Origin of the sequence: Flagellimonas sp., assembly GCF_965233845.1 — a bacterium.
Classification (GTDB): Bacteria; Bacteroidota; Bacteroidia; order Flavobacteriales; family Flavobacteriaceae; genus Flagellimonas.
This window is the reverse complement of the sequence record NZ_OZ247584.1, coordinates 2,860,024-2,877,940: the sequence shown is the minus strand read 5'-3', so window position 1 is coordinate 2,877,940 and position 17,917 is coordinate 2,860,024. Positions and strand designations below refer to the sequence as shown.

The following is a 17,917-nucleotide window of genomic DNA, read 5'->3' as shown; positions in this document are numbered from 1 at the left end:
GTAAAGGGTGAAAGGTGAAGTTGCTTGTTACTGTTCCTTGAACTTGAACTTGAACTTGAACTTTGAGCTTAAGCTTGATTTTTGACCTTGAACTTACCTACGGAACCGGGTCATGCCCTTTACCGCCCCAGGGGTGGCAGCTAAAAATACGCTTCACTGAGAGCCATCCGCCCTTAAAGAGACCGTGTTTTTTCAAAGCTTCCAAGGTATAGGCCGAACAGGTAGGGGTATATCTGCAGGTAGCTGGGGTCAACGGAGAGATCAGCAATTGGTAAAGTCGTACCAAAAGCACAAAGGGGGCAATAAGTATTTTCTTTAATGACATTCCCTAAATGGGTGCGCAGTTACTTTAGACTAAATGTGGTGCCTTCCTTGCCATCTTTTAATTGAATGCCCAAGGCAATAAGTTCATCCCTGATCTTATCCGAAGTGGCAAAATCCTTATTGGCTCGTGCCTCGTTCCGCAGACCAATCAATAGTTCCACTACGCCAGACAGGGTTTGGGAATTGTCTTCCGTTGCAGCTTGGTTCTCAATACCCAAAATTTCATGGACAAAGGTAGTCATGGTGTTTTGGAGCAAAGTTTTATCCGCTTCGGTAATATTTTCCTTTCCTTCCCTGATCAAATTGATATGTTTTACGGCTTCGAACAATTGTGAGATCAAAATTGGAGTATTGAAATCATCGTTCATGGCGTCGTAACATTTCTGCTGCCAAGATTTTACATCAAAATCAGTAGAGGCACCAGTGCTCAATTTTGAAACATTGTCTATGCCGTCCATCAAACGGTAATACCCTTTTTCAGAGGCTAATAACGCCTCATCACTTAAATCCAAAATACTGGTGTAATGGGCTTGCATCATAAAAAACCGAACCACGGAAGGGGAGTAGGCCTTACTTAAAATATCGTTCTCCCCATTGATAATCTCAGAAGGATAGATGTTGTTGCCCGTGGATTTGGACATTTTCTTCCCGTTAAGGGTAAGCATGTTGGCGTGTAACCAATACTTCACAGGGGATTTTCCACTACTGGCTTCGGACTGTGCTATTTCACATTCGTGATGCGGAAACTTCAAATCCATCCCACCTCCATGGATATCGAAGGTCTCGCCCAGGTATTTGGTGCTCATGGCGGTACACTCCAAATGCCAGCCTGGGAAGCCATCGCCCCAGGGGGAAGGCCATCGCATAATATGTTGTGGCTCCGCCTTTTTCCAAAGGGCAAAATCCTGGGGATTTCTTTTTTCACTCTGGGCGGTTAACTCACGAGTGTTGGCAATCATGTCTTCCAGTTTCCTTCCGCTTAGCTTTCCGTAAGTGTTGGATTCGTTGAATTTTATGACATCAAAATAAACAGACCCATTGATTTCATAGGCAAATCCATTATCAATGATTTCCTTGATGATTTCTATTTGCTCAATAATATGCCCAGTGGCTGTTGGCTCTATACTTGGAGGCAAAAAATTGAACTGTTGTAGCGTATTATGAAAATCCACGGTATATCGCTGTACCACCTCCATGGGCTCAATCTGCTCCAGCTTTGCTTTTTTGGCGATTTTGTCCTCACCTTCATCCGCATCGTTCTCCAAATGACCAGCATCCGTAATATTTCGGACATAGCGAACTTTATAGCCCAAATGCTTGAAATACCGGAAAATCATGTCAAAAGACATAAAGGTTCGGCAGTTCCCCAAATGTACATTGCTATACACCGTTGGCCCACAGACATACATGCCTATATGGCCCTCGTTGATAGGTTCAAACAGTTCTTTTTTTCCCGAAAGTGAATTGTGTACTTTGAGTTGCTGGCTTTTGTAAAGTTGCATGAATGTGTTGAATGTTAAAAGTCGGTATCTAGGTTGATGTAGTCCAAAAATTCCCTTCTAACCGCTTCATCCTTGAATTTGCCCCCGTATTCTGCTGTAACGGTACTGCTTTCAATGTCCCGAATTCCCCTGGAATTGACGCAGAGGTGCTTGGCATCAATAACACAGGCTACATCTTCCGTTCCCAAAACCCGCTGAAGTTCCTTCACAACTTGGATGTTCATTCGTTCCTGCACCTGTGGACGTTTGGCATAATAATCCACAATACGGTTCATTTTGGAAAGTCCCACCACTGTTCCGTTGGAAACATAGGCAATATGGGCCCTACCAATAATGGGAAGCAAATGGTGTTCGCAGGTAGAATACACCACAATATTCTTCTCTACCAACATCTCACCATATTTATACTTGTTTTTAAAGGTGGAGGATTTTGGTTTTCTTTTGGGATGAAGTCCGCTAAAAATTTCTTGTACGAACATTTTGGCCACCCTTTTTGGAGTGCCGTTCAAGCTGTCATCATCCAGGTCCAAACCTAGGGTTAACATGATTTCACGAACGCTTTTTTGAATGCGTTCAATCTTTTCATCGTCGCTCAACACAAAAGCATCATCCCTAATTGGGGTTTCCGTTGATGAGCCAACATGGTCGTTGCCTCTTTCTTCATATTGCTCTTCCAAAGCCTGCTCTAGTTTCATTTGCTCTTTCTTCAAGAAAGCAAAGATATACATTAATGCCCTATTTAACATCTGCTAGCCTCGGTTTGACAACATAAATTATTGTTAAGGGAAAAGCCCATTTATTTTTATAGTGCCCAAAATCTATGGCAAATGATATTGAAATCGGCGATGACGCTTATAGCTGTTGCGATTTTCAGTCAAATGGCTTACACCCAAGTTGTTCCTGACTGTGGGAATGCTGTGCCCATATGTAGCAACACTCCTGTGAACGGAGGTACCAATGGTTACGGGATTGACGATTTTGGTGGAGTTACGGTAAGCGGATGTTTGGAACAGACCACTTCGGGCAGTATTGAGTCCAATTCCGCATGGTACCGGTTTAGAACCAATGCCTCTGGCCAATTGGGATTTAATATTGGGCACGACAGCAGTGAGGATTGGGATTTCGCTTTATATAGGACTAGTGACTGCAACAACCTGGGAGATCCAATTCGCTGTAATTTCTTTGACAACAGTGACGCCAAAAGCTTTATAGGGGTGGGAGAGGATCCTACCGGGGATCCCAACTCCGTGCATTATGAGGACTGGTTGCAGGTTATGCCCGGAGAAGACTATATGCTGTTTATCAATAATTTTAGCAACTCCAATTCCGGTTTTTCCGTTCAATTTACGGGAGATATATGGACTACCAACCCAACGGATGCCCTGGACTGCTCTATTATCAACAATCTGCTAGGGTCTCCTATCGCGGCTTGTGAAGGAGATACGGTTACTTTGGATGCCACCACTACGGGTGCTTTAAGCTATACGTGGTATAATGATACGGGAAGCGGCTATGCTCCAATATTAGGAGAGACCAACCCAACTTTGATGGTATCAACATCAGCGATGTATCGTGTAGTTGTTGCCACTTCCTCAGGCTCCATTATTAGTGATGTCCAGGCCTTTTTTAGCCCTATTCCTGTTGCTGAACCTGTTATGGACGAAGGTTTTTGCCATACCCAGGATATGGTTTTTGATTTGCAAACAAAGGATTCGGAAGTGCTGGGAACCCAAAATCCGAATGAGTATATCGTAAGTTATCATGCTAGCTCAGGGGATGCAGCTTCAGGCGCAAATCCGTTGGGCAAACAGTATGCAAAGGCTCCTGGATCGGAAACTGTTTATGTACGGTTGACATCCAGTACCAACCCCGATTGCTACGATGATTCACAACATTTTATCCTCAACGCGGTGGAAACCCCAGAACCCACATTTCCTACAGAAGCTACGCTTTGTGATGGTTCGCCAGGGATTGTTATTGGGGAAACCCTTCCCAACCCCGGTTATAGCTATTTATGGAGCAGGGGAGAAACTACTCCGAGCATTACGGTTTCCCAAGCTGGGGAATATACGGTCACAATTACCCATTCCCAGGGTGGAGTGGATTGTGCTATAGACAGAACGGTAAGTACAGCTATTTCCAATACTCCCATCATTTCGGTTGATATTGATTTTGAAGACATAAAACCTAACAACACAGTGACTATACAGAATGAGGCAGAGGGTAGCTTTGAATACAGATTGGATGATGGACCTTACCAAACCAATCCCATTTTTGATGAAGTATTACCTGGAGCCCATACGGTAACCGCCCGTGACATACATGGTTGTTCCGAAGTGATGGAAAACTTTGTGGTGGTTGGCTTTTCGCCTAGTTTTTCGCCCAATGGGGATGTGCTTAATGAAACTTGGCAGATTGAAGGCCTTTCGGTGCTGGATTCACCAGTGGTCACTATCTATGACCGATATGGAAAACTACTCTGGGAAATGACTGAATTTAGCCCTGGATGGGATGGAAGTTTCCAAGGAATGCCTTTGCCTTCAACAGATTACTGGTTCAAATTGTCCTATTTGGACACCGACGGCAATCGCATATATGCCAAACATTTGCAAAGCCATTTTTCATTGAGAAGATAGTCGGGATTGCATTTTATCGATTAACTGTACAATTTTTCCGTTGAAGCATACTAAAACATGTTTTTTTGGAGTTATAGAGGTTATTATAGAATAACCCTATAGCCCCAAAATTCTATGAGAGCCCTATTTTGCGCTATTTGTTGTTTTCTTTTAAGCTTCAATGTAGCAACCTCCCAAAATTCTCCGGATTGTAGAACAGCTATACCCATTTGTGCGGATATGCCCATTAACTCCTTAACGGATGGTAGCGGGGATATCGATGATTTTGACCCTATGGTCATTACACAATCAGGTTGTTTGGAAAAAGGAAGTGTGGCATCGGCCAATATAGAAAATAACACTTCTTGGTATGTTTTTAGGGCTGGGACAGATGGGCAAATTGGGTTTGATATTGAGGCTTTGCCCTCCTCGGGAACAATTGTTACTTCCGAGTTGGATTTTGCACTATATGGCCCTTTTGATCAGACCTCAGGGCAAAATTTCTGTACACTGGTGGGCAATGGTTCCGCACAGCCCATTCGTTGCAATTATGAAGTGAACGACACCAACTTTACAGGAATTGGGGTAAATCCCATAGACGGTAGGGAAGGGGCGCCCTTTGTGGTGGGAAGCCAGAATACCTACGATGAATACATCGATGTAATTGCCGGAGAGGTGTATTATCTGTTCATCAACAATTACAACACCAACTTTAATGGAGATCCAGAGCCTTTTCAACTCACCTTTACGGGAAGTTCGGTAGATGCTGATCAAAATACTGCTTTGGACTGTACACTACGGGACGAGTTTTTGGGCTTGGACATTATTGCCTGCGAAGGAGACCCGGACATTGTATTGAGCGCATTGAATTCGCCAGCAGGACCTAATATTGCCAATATTACTTGGGAATTGGATGCAGATGATGATGGTACCTATGAAACCGTCTTGGCCACCGGGCCAGCACAAACGGAATGGACGGTAACCAGTCCAAATTCAGGGCGATACAGGGTAACCATAGAAACCACTTTTGCCACTGTAATTACGGATGACATTCTAATTACCTTTTATGCAACCCCTGTACCGGGTGATATAGATATTGTGGTGCTCGACGATTTGGTCAATAGTGACCAAACAGACCCTTATAATGTAGAGTTTGTGCCTGTGGGCAATGGAAATTATGAATACTCTTTGAATGGAGGGGATTTTCAGACCGATCCAATCTTTCTGGATGTTCCTCCGGGAATGAATTCCGTTGTTATTAATGATGTAAACGGTTGTGGAACCTCCGAACCCATAGATTTTTTGGTTGTGGGTTATCCCAAGTTTTTCACTCCCAATGGCGATACTTTTCACGATTTTTGGAATGTGGAAGGAGTTGAGCAATTGGACAATCCTAGAATCTTCATTTTCGACCGATTTGGAAAATTGCTCAAGGAGTTCCCAACGAATACCGCAGGGTGGGATGGTACCTTTAACGGAAGGGATATGCCCTCTTCAGATTATTGGTTCCGATTGGATTATGATCGTGATGACAATGGAGTTGTGGTGGCACGTTCGGTAAGAAGACATTTCTCCCTAGTGCGCTAATGAAAAAGGCTGGATTTCCCCAGCCCTGTTTTCTTTTTTACTTTTTAAGGTTAGAATTTAACCGTATAACCCAGGGTAACGTTGGTGTTTATTCTGTTGACCAAGGCAGAATTGTTGATACCGGCATCGAAGAAGAATTCATTGACATCTTGTTCGGATCGGCTAAAGGCCAAATCCAACCGGCTCCCGCCAAAATTATACCCTATACCTCCAGAATATCCTGTTAAATCCCCAACGGTATTACCATTTTCATAGGGGCTTTCCTCAAATCGGTATCCAGCTCTTAGGCTCACCTGGTCTATGCGATATTCCCCTCCAACCCTATAGCTGTTGACTACGCCCAGTTCATTGGCGATGACATCATTTTGGGATGCAAAATTGGGATCCGTTGTAGGTCTAAGCTCTGCTTGGGACATATCCTGATATCCATAATCAAAGCTCAGTAGACCATCTTTGCCAAAAATTACAGCGAGGCTCCCAGTTAACTTGGAAGGTGTTTTGATGCGATACTCTTCGAAAGCATTGACAATATTAAAATTTATAAAATCGATATCAGAAACCGCCAAAGAGGAATTGATACGTTGGGAAATGTCATCAGTCAGTTCATACCAAGTGGGTGACTGATAACTTCCGCCAACTCGTATGTTCTCGTTCAATTTGGCAATGGCCCCAACGCTAAATGAAAACCCATATCCCTCCGTATGTAGGAAATTGTCAAAAGTGGTGAATTGGACGGGGGAATCTTGGTCATAGCCATTTTCATCCAAGAGCGTTAATCGGTCATAAATGACATTGTGAAAATTCAGTGCTGCGCCCAGGTACAGATTTTCTTGGTATTGACCCGCAAAGTTCAAGGTGAATTTGCTGTTATATCCTGTGGTACTCTGCAGGTATTCTTGATTTACACTATTGTATTGGGCATTGGAAAAGTAAGACGTATTGGCGTCATCGTCCTCAGTAGGTTCAATAAGACCCGCCTGAAAGCCCAAAAAGGCTTGCTGCGCACCATAACCCAAACTGGAGCCGATGTCTAAATAGGCATCTTCTATGAACTCCCCATCCTGAACCCTTAAAGGGCCCAAAGCCTGTCCTTGGGCAAACTCCAAAAAGTAGTTGTCAACACCCTGGGTTGTATTTCCTGCCGCAAAAAATTCGTTGTCAAAATTTTGAACCATGTCATAGTTGACAGCAAAGGCGATTTTTTTCCAAGGACTGTCGGAGGATTTGAAGACAAATACGCCTCCAGCCTGGTTCAACTCCACGGAATTAATATCCCTGTTTTGAACGCTACTACCAAAAAAGGCATCATTGTTTCTATTGTAATTGGATCCGTTGACCGAGAATTGGCTGTAGTTGAACACTGCGGAACCCGCCGGGTTCACATTGATAGCGGATAGATCTCCACCCAAGGCGCCAAACGCACCGCCCATGGCCTGAAATCTCGCGGTTCCAAGGGTATTTTCCGTACTATAACGAACTACATCGTCAATAATTTGACCACTGGCAACAAAGCATGCCAATACCATGATGAAAGTTAAGAATCGTTTCATTTCTTTGATTTAGTTAATACAATAAGTGCAATGGGATTTTAGTGTCTTCCGCCACTTCTACCTCTTCCCCCTGATGAACGGGACGCCCCGGAAGATCGGCTTGCGCCAGAACTTCTATAGCTGCCTCCCCTAGATCCACTACTTCGGTAGCTAGAGCTTCGGGAACTTCCTGAACTTCTATAGCCGCTACTTCTGGAACTTCTGCTAGGTGCACTGCTTCTGTAACTACCGGAACTTCTTCTGGTGCTGCTGGATCTACTATAATTGCTAGACCTCGGTGCCGTTCTGCCAGATGATTGATAGCTTCGGGTGCTTCTTCCTTGGGTTCTGTATCCTGATGAGCCTCTGTTTACGCTTCCACTCCTGTAAGTTCCACTTCTATTGGCTCCACTTCGGGTAGCCCCACTTCTATAGGTTCCACTACTTCTGGTAGAGGGTGATGTACCATAAGAACGATAGGTTCTTGAACTTCTATAATTGGGTGTGGTGCGTGTACTTCGGCTTGTTCTATAGCTTCGGTTCCTTGCAACCGCATCCGTCCCAACCGATCTCCGGGCTGTGGCCCCACTTCTATAGGTTCTGGAACTTCTTCCGGTTGCTGCACTTCTGCTCACATTGGAACGTCCTGCACTAGACCTGTATCTGGAGGCATATCCACTTCGCCTTGCCGCAAGATTAGATCTGCCACGTAAGGTTGTACCTGGAATTGCGGAACTGGTATAACCTCTCCTGCCTCTGTTATAGGCGTAACCGTATCCACGGTTGTAATATCCTCTGTGGTAATAAGGTCTTCCGTAGCCATAATAGCCACCCCAACCCCAACGATTCCATCCCCATGGGTTGTTCCAGCCCCAGCCCCAGGCGTATCCGCCCCAGCCCCAACGGTTCCATCTCCAAGGGTTGTTCCAGCCCCAGCCCCAGCCGTAACCTCCCCAGCCCCAGCCGTTCCAGAGCCATGGGTCGTTCCAACCCCAACCCCAACCGAGACCACCCCAGGCCCAGCTGTTGTCATAGACGTTTATGGATACGCTGGTTGGGTTGTCTCCCCAACCGGGATTACCATTATAGGTATTGTTATTCGCAAAGTATGTGGTTTGTTCCCCTAAAGGAATGCTGTCATTACTAATTTGACTACTGTAGCTGTCTATATCCGTGAAGATTTCGTCCTCCAGGATTTCATCGTACTCTTGCGCCTTTTGCCCAAAATAATCTCCGTAAATATCACTTTCCTGCTTTTCCAACCTGACCGCTTCCGCATTCCTCTTCTCAACCCCTACCACTCGGTTGCTACTGGAATAAATACCATCATCCTCATAATAGGAAGATTGCTGATAAGTACCACAAGAGACTAAAAAAAGTGCTGCCAGTAGAGATGTGGCGAGCATTTGAATTTTGGGGCGGGGTAAAGACTTTTTCATCGTACAATTTTTATTGTTGAACATACTAAAAATAGTTAGTTTTACCGAACTATTTTTGAAGATTAAGTCACAAGTTTTGTGCCAAACTACTGTAGATGGGTAAAAAATTAACGAGTCGGAGCGAGGATTATTCCAAATGGTATAATGAACTTGTTGTAAAGGCGGATTTAGCCGAAAATTCTGGTGTTAGGGGATGTATGGTCATAAAACCCTATGGGTTTGCCATTTGGGAGAAAATGCAGGCCCAACTGGATAAAATGTTTAAAGAGACGGGTCATGAGAATGCCTATTTCCCGTTGTTTATTCCAAAATCTTATCTAAGCAAAGAGGCCAGTCATGTGGAGGGCTTTGCCAAGGAGTGTGCGGTGGTCACCCATTACCGATTGAAAAATGCTGAGGATGGAAGCGGGATCATAGTAGATGAAGATGCCAAGTTGGAAGAGGAACTTATTGTAAGGCCTACTTCTGAAACCATTATTTGGGATACGTATAGAAAATGGATACAATCGTATAGGGACCTTCCCATTTTGGTGAACCAATGGGCCAATGTGGTACGTTGGGAAATGCGTACACGCCTGTTTCTCCGTACTGCGGAATTTTTGTGGCAAGAAGGCCATACGGCGCATGCCACCCGCCAAGAAGCGCTTGATGAAGCAGAGCAAATGATGCATGTTTATGCGGATTTTGTGGAAAATTATATGGGTGTTCCTGTGATTAAGGGAACCAAAACGGAGAGCGAACGCTTTGCAGGGGCTGAAGAAACCTATTGTATTGAGGCGCTTATGCAGGATGGAAAAGCACTGCAAGCTGGAACTTCCCATTTTCTGGGACAAAATTTTGCCAAAGCATTCGATGTGAAATTTGCCAATAAGGAGGGTAAACAGGAATATGTATGGGCCACTTCATGGGGAGTCTCTACCCGACTTATGGGAGCATTGGTCATGACCCATAGTGATGACAATGGATTGGTGCTGCCTCCAAATTTAGCACCCATTCAAGTGGTTATCGTACCTATTTACAAAGGATTGGAACAATTGGATGCCATTTCCGAAAAAGTGGAGCCTTTGGTAAAGGAACTAAGGGCAAAGGGTATTTCCGTTAAGTATGATAAAAGGGATACACATAAACCAGGCTTTAAGTTTAATGAATATGAGTTGAAGGGAGTTCCTGTGCGGTTGGCTGTTGGGCAACGCGATTTGGAAGATGGAACCTTTGAGGTTGCACGAAGGGATACGCTTCAAAAGGAAACAGTGCAAGCAGATGCTGTCATCGATAAAATTGAGTCCTTGATGACGGAAATCCAAGAAAATATCTTTAAGAAGGCATTGGATTTTAGGGAAGAACGGATCACAGCTGTGGATTCCTATGAAGATTTTAAGAAAGTAATTGAGGAAAAAGGAGGTTTTGTATCCGCCCATTGGGACGGTACAACAGCAACGGAGGACAAAATTAAAGAGGAGACCAAAGCTACCATAAGATGCATTCCGTTGAACCCTGTTCAGGAAGATGGTAAGTGCATGGTAACCGGCAAGCCATCAACACAAAGGGTCTTGTTTGCCAAGGCTTATTAAAAGGTTTAAAAAATAGAAATTTACTGTTGCAAGACTTAAAAATAGTTGTATTTTTGCACCCGCCTGAATGACATTTGGTTACATATTTCTGAAAGGCAAACGTTCATAAACAATAAATTGGCCCGTTCGTCTAGGGGTTAGGACGCCAGGTTTTCATCCTGGTAACAGGGGTTCGATTCCCCTACGGGCTACAAGTTCAATGGAAAATTAAAAATGGCAAATTATGAATCTTCTAGGGTTCAACTAAGAATTTTTCATTTTGAATTGGAAATTAAAACGGCCCGTTCGTCTAGGGGTTAGGACGCCAGGTTTTCATCCTGGTAACAGGGGTTCGATTCCCCTACGGGCTACTATTGAAAACTGTAAATTATAAATGGAAAATGAAAAGCGGGTATGCCAATTTTCAATTTTTCATTATTTATTTTAAATTAAAATAATGGCAAATCATAAGTCAGCATTAAAGAGAATCAGAAGAAACGAAGCAGTTCGCTTGCGCAACAGATACCAGCACAAAACGGTTCGTAACGCAATCAAAAAGCTAAGAAATGAAGAGGATAAAAAAGCAGCTGAAACACTTCTTCCTACTGTAGTTGGTATGATTGATAAGTTGGCAAAGCGCAACATTATCCATAACAACAAGGCAGCTAACTTGAAGAGCAAATTGATGAGCAAGGTTGCGGCAATGTAAGCTTACTTCTCATTACAATATAACAACGCCCCTTTTTAGGGGCGTTTTTTTATGGATTAATTTTGCTTTAGCTTGGAAGTGTTCCTATAACCGGGAAGGTTTTTGTACCAATCCTTTCTACTTTGACCACCAGATATTCCCCATTCCTCAAAAAATAGATATCCTTCATTAATTGGCTCCTTTTCCAATAGCAAAGGGAAGGATTCCACCACATTGATAACCCATGGCAGGCCATTGTCCGTTGCATAGTTACCATCGGTATCGGCGTTATTGCCCTCTACCTCAGGTTGTGCATCTCCCAATGCTGTTGGTTGGTGATTGGAAAGATGGATTTCTTTGTCCCGCTCCCCGTTAGCCACCAAAAATGGATTGAAAGGCGCAGGATCCAGCGCAGATTCCGATATGGGATTGATAAGCGTAATACTAACCGTGTTTTCCTGGTTTACAATAATGGAATGGTCATCAAAAAGCGGAATTACGGCATGGGTCTGTCCCAGTTCTGTTCCATTATTGTCCAAGCTGAACACATCGCGGTCTAAAAGTTGACCCGTTATGGAAGCAACATTATTGGGACTGAGTCCTTTGATCTCAAAAGCAAAACTGTTCACAAAACCAGCTCCATCAGAAGTAACACTATAATCAATGTCTATGGCAACCACTTGATTGCTGGCATTGAAAATTCTGGTAATGGAATAATCAATCGAGGTATCGTTAAAATCCCAATCCCCCCTAAAAGGCCATAAATCTTCAAAAACCAAGGAAGCTTTGGAACTAGCCGAAGGATAGGTTACCGTATAGGCCTTGGTAGCATCGTTGGGAAATTCGTCCACAGAATCCACGACACCGTCCCCATCCTGATCATTACATAACTCCACCTCGGTAAAAGTGAACCAGTTGGAGTCGTTTTGGGTATTGGTGCCAGGATCATCGGTTCTTCGCCAAACAATCTTGTCAAAGGAACCTGAAGTTGCAGAGATAAGGATGGTACCATAACCATCACGGTAGTAGTGAGATCGAGAGCCAGGGTTACTATCTCTTAAAATTCTATCTGCCTCGTCGTAAACAAGTTCACTACCCCCAGATAAAAGTGTTTCCGTGTGTTGGGTGCCAACAAATTCATATCTGGAGGCATCCACACTCCTCACATGCATCAATACATGCTGGATGGGCGTATCAAAGTCCATTTCAAACTCCACATAACCGTCAGAATCATTATTGGTATCAATTTTGGAGCTAATCCAAAAGTTGAAACCATAAAAAGTAAAAATCGGTGTTGAAAATCCACCTCCTGCCAGGGAAAATCTGTTTTTAAATTCCACTCCATCAACATCCGTAGCCGTGATAATGGCCGTTGCATTGTTTTTGGGAAACTGGATGTTGGATAATGTATGTATTCCAGAACCATTCGTGTCTACCGTATTTCCAAGGTCAACGTAAAACTTTTGACCATAGACATTGGAACAGTCCGTATTCATTTTAGAAGAGTTGGCTTGCGACTTGGACTTCCCGTTTTTTCCTATGATGCCATTGAAAGTAAAGGACGCCGAGTTCTCTATAATCTGGATGGTTATGTCATCCACAGAACTATTGGACTTTCGTACCAAAAACAATTCATCCACATAGGAGGGAACGGTAAGGTTTTCTAAAATAGTGCCATTGAAAGGTTCCCTTTCCAACAACCTTTGGGGCAAGGGACCTGTAATGCTATCCAAGCTTTCCGTTAGTTCCTCACTTAGCGGATAAACTTCGTAAACAACATTGGGGGTATTGTCCGAAATACTTATGGCCACCACTTTTTCCGTCTTAAAATCGAAGTTGTCCGGAAACTTTAGCTCAGCCAATACAGGATCCTCTACCAAGGTAGAATCCCTGGCTAGAGCTTCCAGGTATTTGTCGTATTTCTGCTTTAGACAGCTTTGGTTCAGCAGAACCACCAACGAGATGGTAATTATGTTAAGAAATCTAGGTCTTTTCATCCATCATAACATTCCTTAAATGAACGAAAAAACCTACAAAACAATTGATTTAATCGATGAATGACATTGCGAAGTTGTAAAACCCGTTAAAGCTGTGGTGTAGTTAATTTTCCACCCCAAATTAGCAAGGTATGGATAAGGGACATTGCATCAAAAAACGCCCAAAAGAGGGCGTTTATATGTTGTTTTTAACTGTAAGAATTAATCCTGAAGTTGGGATTCGTTTCGATATCCCGTGGAATCTTTGTACCAGTCTTGAAAGAGCGTTCCACCAGAATTTGCCCATTGATTAAAGTAATTGTAGGCTTGATTGACCGGAACATTTTCTTTGGGAGGCTTAAAGTTGTGCACAATGTTAATGGCCCAGGGTAAACCTGTATCGGTTTTGTAATTACCATCCAAGTCAAGGTTTACACCTTCCACGGTGGTATCATTAACCCCCAAGCTTGTTCTAAATCTATTGGGCAAATGGATTTCCTGCCCTCGATTCTGGTCCACAATTAAAAAGGGATTAAAAGGAGCTATTCCCAGTTGGTTGGTGGTAATTGGGGTAGTAAAATTGATGGTAACCTTGCTAGGGATATTGAGCATGGTTTCATGATTGTCAAATAGGATGACTACCGCCCGATCCTGTCCTTGTTCCAAACCATTTGCAGCTACGTTGATAAAACCTTCGTTCAGAACCGTTCCCGTGACGGATTCAACCAAGCTTGGTGGAATACTTTCAAACTCGATTCCAAAGGCGTTGGTCAAACCAGCTCCATCTGAGCTCACCTCAAAATGGATATCGAGTTGTACCACCATATTGTCCGAATTCAAAACGGCGACAAACCTATAGTTTACGGCGGTGTCGTTAAAATCGTAATCCCCTAGATAGGGCCAAAGGTCTTCAAACGCTACTGTGCCCCATCCATACTTACTGGGTGTAAATTGCTCAAAAGCTTTGTCCGCATCCTCGGGAAAATCGTCATTGCTATCGGTAATTCCATCACCATCCGTATCAGGATCTACAGCAACTTCATCAAATACTCTAAAAGTTGTTAGGTCATTGATGGTTCGTCCAAAACTGACACCCGAGGTGGAAGCAGGGCCATATCGGTATTCCCATCCTCCAGTTTGGGTATCCATTACAATAAGGTTACTGCTACCTCCATTGTCCGCCAACCACAATTCGTCATTGGAGTCAAAGGTCATGGAAGTGGGTGAAAATGGGAGATCTTCCCCGCTTATCCGAATAGCATCGTAATTTCCATTTCCGTTTTCGTCCAGTCTATAAAGGCCTGAAAAAGAGCATAAGAAAATGGTTCCATCTGCGGCAAAAGCAAGATCACCACCGTTTTTCTTATGAAGGCCCACAATGTTCCAATTGGACAGGATATTGGCGTTTTGCGGGTCGACTGTGTAGAGTTTATCCCGAGTGGAAAAATACAATAGGCCATCGTTTTTGTTGTAGTCGAGTCGTGGCCCACCCAATCCCAAGTCGCCCACCGTGGTCCAAGAATCGGCGGCAATGTCATATTTCATTAATGGATAGGGATTGCTGCGACCAATGGAATACACCAACTGGTTTTCTTGATCTATGGCAGCGGTCCAACTCCCCATGGGCATATCTGAGATAAATGTATAGGCACCTGTTAACGGATCCACCTGAAACATTTCTCCACTTCCATTAACACAGTATAGAAAATCCTCAACCATGGCCTTGTTGGCCGATGCACCTTTCCCTGTATCTGGGATATAGTTATACGTTAAGGCGTTGCCCGTAATATTTATAATGGCCGAAGAAAATTTAAAGCCTTCCTTTCGTTTAAGGTAGAGTTTTTCATAATAGGCGGGAATCACAAAAGTCTGCTCCAAGCTTCCGCCGGATGGAATACCGCTAAAAATCAAATGATTGAGATTGTCCACAGACACCTCTACACCTGTTTCTTCCTCTTCCTCTTCATTTAGAAACACAAATTCCTCTCCCAAGACTACTTGGTCATTGTATGCATATACATAGTATTTTGCATTCGGAGTGTTGTCATTGATGGTCAGGGTTACCTCTTTTTCCGTATCGAAATCAAAATTGGCAGGAATCTTAAGTTCTGTAATTTCAAGTTCATCTATGGGGACTTCAACTTCAGGTGTTGGGGATGTTCCCTCAGGAGTTGGATTGGTAGGATTGTCCAAGCTATCCTTAACACAGGAATTTAAGCACAAAGCCAATAGAATACATACAGAGGACAACTTAATTTGGGGCAGTCTCATCTTATTTTTATTTGGTGGATCTTCAGTCCAATTATGGTAAAACTAATTTTTGACAAACCATCTTTTGGAAGGTCTTAGGCTTCCAGCGATTTTGTATCGACCAATAGTTTAATGATATCGATGAATTGCTGACGGCTTATATCAATTCAAATTTGAACGAAAAAACTTACAAAATCATATAAAAAAATCGATGAACGGAATATGGAAGTTGTGAAAACCGCTTGAAACAATGGGAAATTTTGAATCTTACCTAAAGGCTTTTCGTTGCCCGATCAAGAACCCGACCATAAAAAGGAAGTACATTATTGCAATTAAAACAAGCAAGAGTTGATGTAGGTGAAAGGCGAAGTAAAATTGAGGCATCTCGTAGGCAGCAATGAATATGAGGGGAAAGAAAATATGGAAAATAACCAGTCCCAAACTTACCCAATACAACAGACTACGATACAGGGGATAGGAGCTTTCCTCGCTTCTTTTTTCCTTAAAGTACATCCAAACACAGAGAATTAGGATGATGGATGCTATCAGGTCGGCATAATAGAGATTGGAGTGCAGCGGATCCTGAAAGAAAACACTGATCAAATACCCCGATAAACTTACAAAAGCCCCTTTTTTGACCATGTCCCTATGTTTGGGTTGCTTAAGAACCGTCCAATAGATGTAGTAGAAAAAAGAGAAAGAGATAATGGAATATATATTGTAAATAATTACGTTGTGCCATGAATATTCCGGTTCAGAAAAAAATTGATATTCTTCATGGTATTTGATAAAATATCCCAGAAGTTCGGTCAAAAACGTATACATGATGAAGATGGGAAAAAACCGCATCACCGTATCAAAATATCTACGATACCTATACATGGCCACAATCCAAGTAGCCAGGTATATTGGAATGAAATAGCTTTCGGCAAGAAAGTTTTGAATTTCTTCAATCATCTACCTTCTAAGTTAGGAAGATTTATCTGAAAGCTTTTCGCTTGGCCAAAAGGAACCCTATATTGAAGCATGCATACATCATTATGATACATGCCATCAAGATGTTTCTGTAGTAGAATTGGGTGTAAATATCAAATTTGGTATGACTTACAATAAGAATTACTGGGAATAGCACATAAAAACCAACCAGGCCCAAACTGACCCAAAACATGAGATTTCTCCATTTGGGATAAGGATTTTCCACTTCAACTTTTTGCCTAAAATAGACTGCAATGATGGCTATCAAAATAAAGGATCCAACAACATGGCCAAAAGCCAGTTGATTGTGCAAGGGGTTTTTAAAAATGGAATTGCCAATATAAGCCAATACACATGCATAACTGCCATACTTGATCCATGTTCTAATTTGGTTGCTGATAATTACTTTGGAATAAACCTTAAAGAAAAACAGAAAAAAAATGAGCTGATAAATATTATAAATGATCACATTATGCCATGCATATCTGGATTCGGAAAAAAACTGAAATTGATAATTCTCTTTAATTAGAAAACCTAAAAGCTCGGTAAAAAAGGTATAGGCTATCAGTATGGGAAGGTACTTCAATGCGGTATCAAAGTACCTTCTATATGCGTATACTGATATTAACCACGTTAGCAGATATAAAGGAATATAAAAATGTTCCGAAAGAAAGTTCAATAAAGCTTGGGGCATGGTAACTAGAAATCGTTGTTGGGCGGTGGGCCAGAACTTCCATGATTCATGTTAAGACTTCCCCCTTTTTGAAAAGCAGGATTTGGAGCGATAGGGACAAAACCAGCATAGGCTCTATCTTTCTTGACTTCGTTGGATCCCATTCCTTTGTTGGCACCAACGGCGTCCTTGATAAGTTTCGCTTGCCCATCCTCACCAATGTAAAATCCATAGTCCTCTCCATCAACCTTCATAGTGGGAACCATAAAAATGGAATTCTGCCTAGGATGTACAATTTTATCGCCATCAGGAAATTTTTCCTCATTGGGATAGTTGGCAAAATAGAACCTGATGGATGAGATATCCACCTTGGCACCTTTGGCTTCCTGTTCTATATAGGCCATATATTGTTTGATCGTAGCATAGTCAAAGGAGGTATACCTGGCAGGGTCGAACTTTTCATCAGGACTTCTTTGTGCTTCAAATTCTTGGATTAAAGCTACCCTGTTCCTGGAATAATTGTCATATAGGGATTTTGACTCTTCCAGGGAAATAATCCCTTTTGGTGGTTTTACGGGCTCTGCCTCCTCTTGATGCATTTCTTCGGGAGCCTCCGATGATTTGGTTTGTTGCTTGCAGGATGCCATAAATAGGAAAATCGCTGCCAAAAGTACATGGCCTACTTTTCGTGTGTTTTTCATTTGTAAGGATTTTTAGTATTCATAGTATGGGGAAACTTTACTAAAGATATGTCTTTTCTTTAATATGCCTTAACAAAAAAAACCTTTGGGAGAGCCCCAAAGGTTTTC

The 17,917-nt window shown here is 42.7% G+C and carries 14 protein-coding genes and 2 tRNA genes; 6 read left to right on the top strand and 10 right to left on the bottom strand.

Annotated features, from left to right (window positions below; genetic code table 11):
* Positions 1 to 97: 97 nt before the first annotated feature.
* From yidD to folE, 3 genes are read right to left on the bottom strand one after another with little or no spacing between them, the layout of a single operon-like run.
* Positions 98 to 325 carry a membrane protein insertion efficiency factor YidD gene (gene yidD / locus ACO6S0_RS12815; protein ID WP_422348756.1) on the bottom strand — a complete coding sequence of 76 codons (228 nt, stop codon included), beginning with the start codon at positions 323 to 325 and terminating at the stop codon, positions 98 to 100.
* A 19-nt stretch (positions 326 to 344) separates the two neighbouring features.
* Positions 345 to 1,826, bottom strand: coding sequence for a cysteine--tRNA ligase (cysS, locus tag ACO6S0_RS12810; RefSeq protein ID WP_422348755.1), 1,482 nt, complete (start codon positions 1,824 to 1,826; stop codon positions 345 to 347).
* A 14-nt stretch (positions 1,827 to 1,840) separates the two neighbouring features.
* Positions 1,841 to 2,521: a GTP cyclohydrolase I FolE gene (gene folE / locus ACO6S0_RS12805; RefSeq protein WP_422348754.1), complete on the bottom strand. Its 681-nt coding sequence runs from the start codon at positions 2,519 to 2,521 to the stop codon at positions 1,841 to 1,843.
* A gap of 132 nt (positions 2,522 to 2,653) precedes the next feature.
* Here folE and ACO6S0_RS12800 point away from each other — a divergent pair, with 132 nt between their 5' ends.
* Together ACO6S0_RS12800 and ACO6S0_RS12795 are read left to right on the top strand one after the other, a co-directional pair.
* Positions 2,654 to 4,462 (top strand): T9SS type B sorting domain-containing protein, encoded by a 1,809-nt coding sequence (locus tag ACO6S0_RS12800; RefSeq protein ID WP_422348753.1) that lies wholly within the window; start codon positions 2,654 to 2,656, stop codon positions 4,460 to 4,462.
* Between the two features lie 114 nt (positions 4,463 to 4,576).
* Positions 4,577 to 6,028 (top strand): T9SS type B sorting domain-containing protein, encoded by a 1,452-nt coding sequence (locus ACO6S0_RS12795; protein ID WP_422348752.1) that lies wholly within the window; start codon positions 4,577 to 4,579, stop codon positions 6,026 to 6,028.
* Between the two features lie 50 nt (positions 6,029 to 6,078).
* Here ACO6S0_RS12795 and ACO6S0_RS12790 read toward each other — a convergent pair whose 3' ends face one another.
* A complete protein-coding gene (locus ACO6S0_RS12790) occupies positions 6,079 to 7,578 on the bottom strand; it encodes an OmpP1/FadL family transporter (protein WP_422348751.1) in 1,500 nt (499 codons plus the stop codon).
* 38 nt (positions 7,579 to 7,616) lie between these two features.
* Entirely contained in the window at positions 7,617 to 8,996 is a 1,380-nt protein-coding gene (locus ACO6S0_RS12785) for a hypothetical protein (RefSeq protein WP_422348750.1), read from the bottom strand.
* 95 nt (positions 8,997 to 9,091) lie between these two features.
* Between ACO6S0_RS12785 and proS the strand changes: the two genes are divergently transcribed.
* The 4 genes from proS (at position 9,092) to rpsT (ending at position 11,255) form a co-directional block, all read left to right on the top strand.
* Positions 9,092 to 10,567, top strand: a complete 1,476-nt coding sequence (gene proS, locus ACO6S0_RS12780) for a proline--tRNA ligase (RefSeq protein ID WP_422348749.1) — start codon at positions 9,092 to 9,094, stop codon at positions 10,565 to 10,567.
* A gap of 119 nt (positions 10,568 to 10,686) precedes the next feature.
* Positions 10,687 to 10,758, top strand: a tRNA-Glu gene (locus ACO6S0_RS12775).
* Positions 10,759 to 10,845: 87 nt separating this feature from the next.
* Positions 10,846 to 10,917 (top strand) — tRNA-Glu (locus ACO6S0_RS12770).
* A gap of 86 nt (positions 10,918 to 11,003) precedes the next feature.
* Positions 11,004 to 11,255, top strand: a complete 252-nt coding sequence (gene rpsT, locus ACO6S0_RS12765) for a 30S ribosomal protein S20 (protein WP_073175882.1) — start codon at positions 11,004 to 11,006, stop codon at positions 11,253 to 11,255.
* A 56-nt stretch (positions 11,256 to 11,311) separates the two neighbouring features.
* Here the strand turns inward: rpsT and ACO6S0_RS12760 are convergent, their stop codons facing one another.
* The 5 genes from ACO6S0_RS12760 to ACO6S0_RS12740 all read right to left on the bottom strand — a co-directional run bounded on the left by ACO6S0_RS12760 (position 11,312) and on the right by ACO6S0_RS12740 (position 17,809).
* Positions 11,312 to 13,231 (bottom strand): LruC domain-containing protein, encoded by a 1,920-nt coding sequence (locus ACO6S0_RS12760; protein WP_422348748.1) that lies wholly within the window; start codon positions 13,229 to 13,231, stop codon positions 11,312 to 11,314.
* 201 nt (positions 13,232 to 13,432) lie between these two features.
* Complete coding sequence (locus ACO6S0_RS12755; protein ID WP_422348747.1) at positions 13,433 to 15,481, bottom strand: LruC domain-containing protein; 2,049 nt, start codon at positions 15,479 to 15,481, stop codon at positions 13,433 to 13,435.
* Positions 15,482 to 15,727: 246 nt separating this feature from the next.
* Positions 15,728 to 16,417 carry a hypothetical protein gene (locus tag ACO6S0_RS12750; protein ID WP_422348746.1) on the bottom strand — a complete coding sequence of 230 codons (690 nt, stop codon included), beginning with the start codon at positions 16,415 to 16,417 and terminating at the stop codon, positions 15,728 to 15,730.
* 22 nt (positions 16,418 to 16,439) lie between these two features.
* Positions 16,440 to 17,129: a hypothetical protein gene (locus tag ACO6S0_RS12745; protein WP_422348745.1), complete on the bottom strand. Its 690-nt coding sequence runs from the start codon at positions 17,127 to 17,129 to the stop codon at positions 16,440 to 16,442.
* A gap of 5 nt (positions 17,130 to 17,134) precedes the next feature.
* The gene (locus ACO6S0_RS12740) at positions 17,135 to 17,809 is read right to left on the bottom strand and encodes a hypothetical protein (RefSeq protein ID WP_422348744.1); all 675 of its coding nucleotides are present in this window, start codon (positions 17,807 to 17,809) and stop codon (positions 17,135 to 17,137) included.
* Between the last annotated feature and the right edge of the window lie 108 nt (positions 17,810 to 17,917).